3 protein-coding genes are annotated in these 3,150 nt (G+C 56.2%); all 3 read right to left on the bottom strand.

Going from position 1 to position 3,150, the window contains the following annotated elements; all coding sequences use genetic code 11:
- Positions 1-110 precede the first annotated feature (110 nt).
- Positions 111-737 carry a Crp/Fnr family transcriptional regulator gene (locus FS320_RS40715; RefSeq protein ID WP_162003580.1) on the bottom strand — a complete coding sequence of 209 codons (627 nt, stop codon included), beginning with the start codon at positions 735-737 and terminating at the stop codon, positions 111-113.
- A 465-nt stretch (positions 738-1,202) separates the two neighbouring features.
- Positions 1,203-1,961 carry a DUF1194 domain-containing protein gene (locus FS320_RS40710; RefSeq protein WP_338105684.1) on the bottom strand — a complete coding sequence of 253 codons (759 nt, stop codon included), beginning with the start codon at positions 1,959-1,961 and terminating at the stop codon, positions 1,203-1,205.
- A gap of 253 nt (positions 1,962-2,214) precedes the next feature.
- On the bottom strand, positions 2,215-2,430 hold the full coding sequence (locus FS320_RS40705; protein ID WP_152718211.1) for a DUF6894 family protein: 216 nt from the start codon (positions 2,428-2,430) through the stop codon (positions 2,215-2,217).
- Between the last annotated feature and the right edge of the window lie 720 nt (positions 2,431-3,150).

The following is a 3,150-nucleotide window of genomic DNA, read 5'->3' as shown; positions in this document are numbered from 1 at the left end:
GATCAGCTCATTGCGTGTTGTCATGCTCACCTGCCTCATCATCGCCCCCGCAGCTCGCCAGAGCTCGGGAGCAAATCAGATGAGGCAACGATCCAAAATCAGGGAGCAATTCAGGCGATGCAATGCGCATCTAACCGGAGTTGTCGCACGATGCGGTTGAGATGCACTCCCGTCATGGCCAGCGTGTCGGCGAGTTGCCGTTGCGTCAGCGGCAGCACGAAGCTGTTGTCAGTGGCGAGCCCAACCGCCTGAAGTCGCACCAGCAACTCGCACAATAGATGGGCCAGCCGTTTGTCGGCAGGTCTGCGGCTCATGTTGACCAGCCACTCCCGCAGGGTGCCTTGATCCACCAGCGTTGACCACCACAAAGCACGGGTGATGTTCCGGGACTGGGCGGTTATGGTCTCGATCACCGTGTGGGGCAGCAATGCAACCTTGCAGGCGGTGAGGGTCCCTATGGTGTGATCAATCTTGCTCAGAATCGGAACGTGCAGATCACAGCAGTCACCCGGAACAAGGTAAGCCATAATCTGGCGACCTCCATCCGGCAGGAGCTTGTAGCGGCAGGCAAAGCCCTCCAGGATCACGTGGACGTTTTCAGGGCTGCCATCTTCAAGGATCACATCATGCCGGGGCTTGAACTGCCGCACGTCCCAGACGGCCTGCTCCAGTACCTGCCGGTCCTGGTCGGAGAGCCCAGCGCCATACTTAAGCTTCAGAACGAATGGGGTGGGCATGGCCACCCTCCATCACCGGAACGTGATGTTACCAGACACACCCGTGTTGTGGCTATGCGCTAAGAGTGAGCCCAAGGCTCCTGATCAGTAGGATTGTTGTCCATATCGCTGCTGAGCAGATGCGCACCATTGGGCGTTCACTTGCGGCAGTGCTGGGAGATTGAATAAAACTTAGCTTTCAACGGGTCACCGTAGACACGCATGCTCCCGATGACGAGGGCTGCCTCGTGTTTGCCGGTAACCGGCTCGTGGCGGTGTTGGTGCGGTTGTCGGACCTGCATGGCAGAAAAGTAGGGTGCTGGTATCTGGAACATGGCTTTGGCCGTTTAGACGGACCGGCTCACCCGATTTTCACCGACTTGGATGAGGCGCACGACTGGGTGGCTCAGCGCATTGGCTGACCCAAAGCACGATCATTCAAGCTGCCGTGGCGAACGGCCCACAGATGTGTCCATCATGGCAGCTTCAACAAAATGACCCCTCTTCGGAACAGGGATCATGGAAGCACCGGGACCGGTCATCGCGGGCAAGCTGGTTCAATGACTGGAACTGGGGCAAGTCCACGACCTCCCGGACGATCTTCTCTCTGATCGCCTCGGCGAAATGACTCCGCGTCCTGAGCGGGATCAAGAAGGCCCCCGAGCCACCAATGACGCATTCCCGAAAGTAGCGGTCCAGGCTCTCCAATCCCGAGCCATCGGGATTGGGTCGTTTCAGCATGATCGGCAATCCATTGATGGTGATGTCTTGCGCTATGGCTTCGTCGCGGGCCTTGGTCACCATCCGACCCTGATTATTGACCCCATCCCCAGAGATATCGATGACCTGACGGGACGCATGAACCTGACTTTCGCGAAGCTTCAACACGCCGAAATCAATAGCGCTCGATATAGACATGTGCCTGCCGCGTAGAATCGAGTGTCCAGCAAGACTCGCAGAGAATTTGAGCCCGTCTGCGGGAGGCTCGATCACGTACCAGGGAACGACGATCTCCTGAAGGGAAGCATCAGCCCATTCGACATACATGACGGCGATGCGACCGATGGCACCTTTGCGGATGGCGTTGTGGACCTCCGTGGATCGGAATGCCTCGACGAAGCCCTGCCGTTGTAACTCCTGCTCTTCAAACTCCATTGATAGGGACACATCGACGGCCAGCACCAGGGCCAGATCGACCTCTGTTTGGGCAGAGGCGCTGACAGAGCCGACGAGAAATGGGAGCACAGTTAGAAAGGCAACCACGCAGCATTAAGGCTAATGATAGGAAGGGCGAGGGCTTTTCTTGCCACCATATAATGCCCTCCACCCTGATCGGCTTGTTCGCACGGGGCCGAAGTGTGCGTCAGAATACGCCCGTCCTACAGGCTTCGATTCAAAGACACGGAAACCAAGCGCTTCCTTACATCGGGAGCAATGGAACCGGCGACCACCAAACGGCTCGGTTCAAAGCTGGTGCCTTTTGCGACCGAATGCGGGATCAGAGCGCCACGGTATGGATGATCTCGCCGCTTTCGTCGGTGACTGCGACCATCCAGCAGGAGTCATGCCGTACCTGATGGAGCAGTCCACCCCGGAGTTCTGCTGCGGTTTTGTCAGCCGCTCCTTGGGCTGTCAGAGGGTCGGGTAAATCAACCCCCTCTTCGTCCCACACTAAGTTGTCCTCCGAGCGAAGATGAAAGAAGTAACGAGGCATTTCAGCCTCCGTGTAATCAGCATCCTGAGTTGTTACTGCCATCCGACGCACGACAACTTGGGCATCAGTGATCCTAATGATGGTGCTCCACTCTCTCGGGGTGTCCTTCGGCTCCCACCTGTCACGTTCTCCGACCGCACCGCTGCTAAAAGAAGCAGGAGACCGCGAACGATCTCCTGCCAGTCAGAGGGAGTGAAAATGAAGAAGCCTCAGGAAAGTCCCGATATCCTTCGGCAATCAATCAATACCCCAAATGCGAAAGCTGTTCCCGCATACGCGTACAATTTCGATGATTTTCTTTAGCATTCTCAATCTATGTTTATGTTAACCGTCTTCACATAAACATAGATCAAACTTTTCAAGCAAAGCGAGCCATAGACTGACTTTTTACTTTGACGAGAGCGGAAAAGTTTCGAATGCTTTGAGGAAATGAGGGCGGTTCTGATCTGAGTGATGGTGAGGTGCTTGCATGTGCTGCACCTGTGACGGGCTTCTTGAAGAGGCCGCACGTCATCTCCTTCGACAGCCTAGCAGACCCTAACCGGACAAGGGAGGCCAGCAGGATGGGACAAGGCTCTGAGTGCATTCGCGTTGGACCTATGCCGGAATGTGGGTGATGACGGTTTGAGAAAGGCGACGTATCGAGGCGGGTGTCGAGCCTGCCAGAACCTCTTCAGGAGAGCGATACGTCATGACCGAGACTACCAACATTGTTCGCCT

Source organism: Microvirga tunisiensis (assembly GCF_009296175.1).
GTDB lineage: Bacteria > Pseudomonadota > Alphaproteobacteria > Rhizobiales > Beijerinckiaceae > Microvirga > Microvirga tunisiensis.
This window is presented reverse-complemented; position numbering and strand designations above follow the sequence as displayed.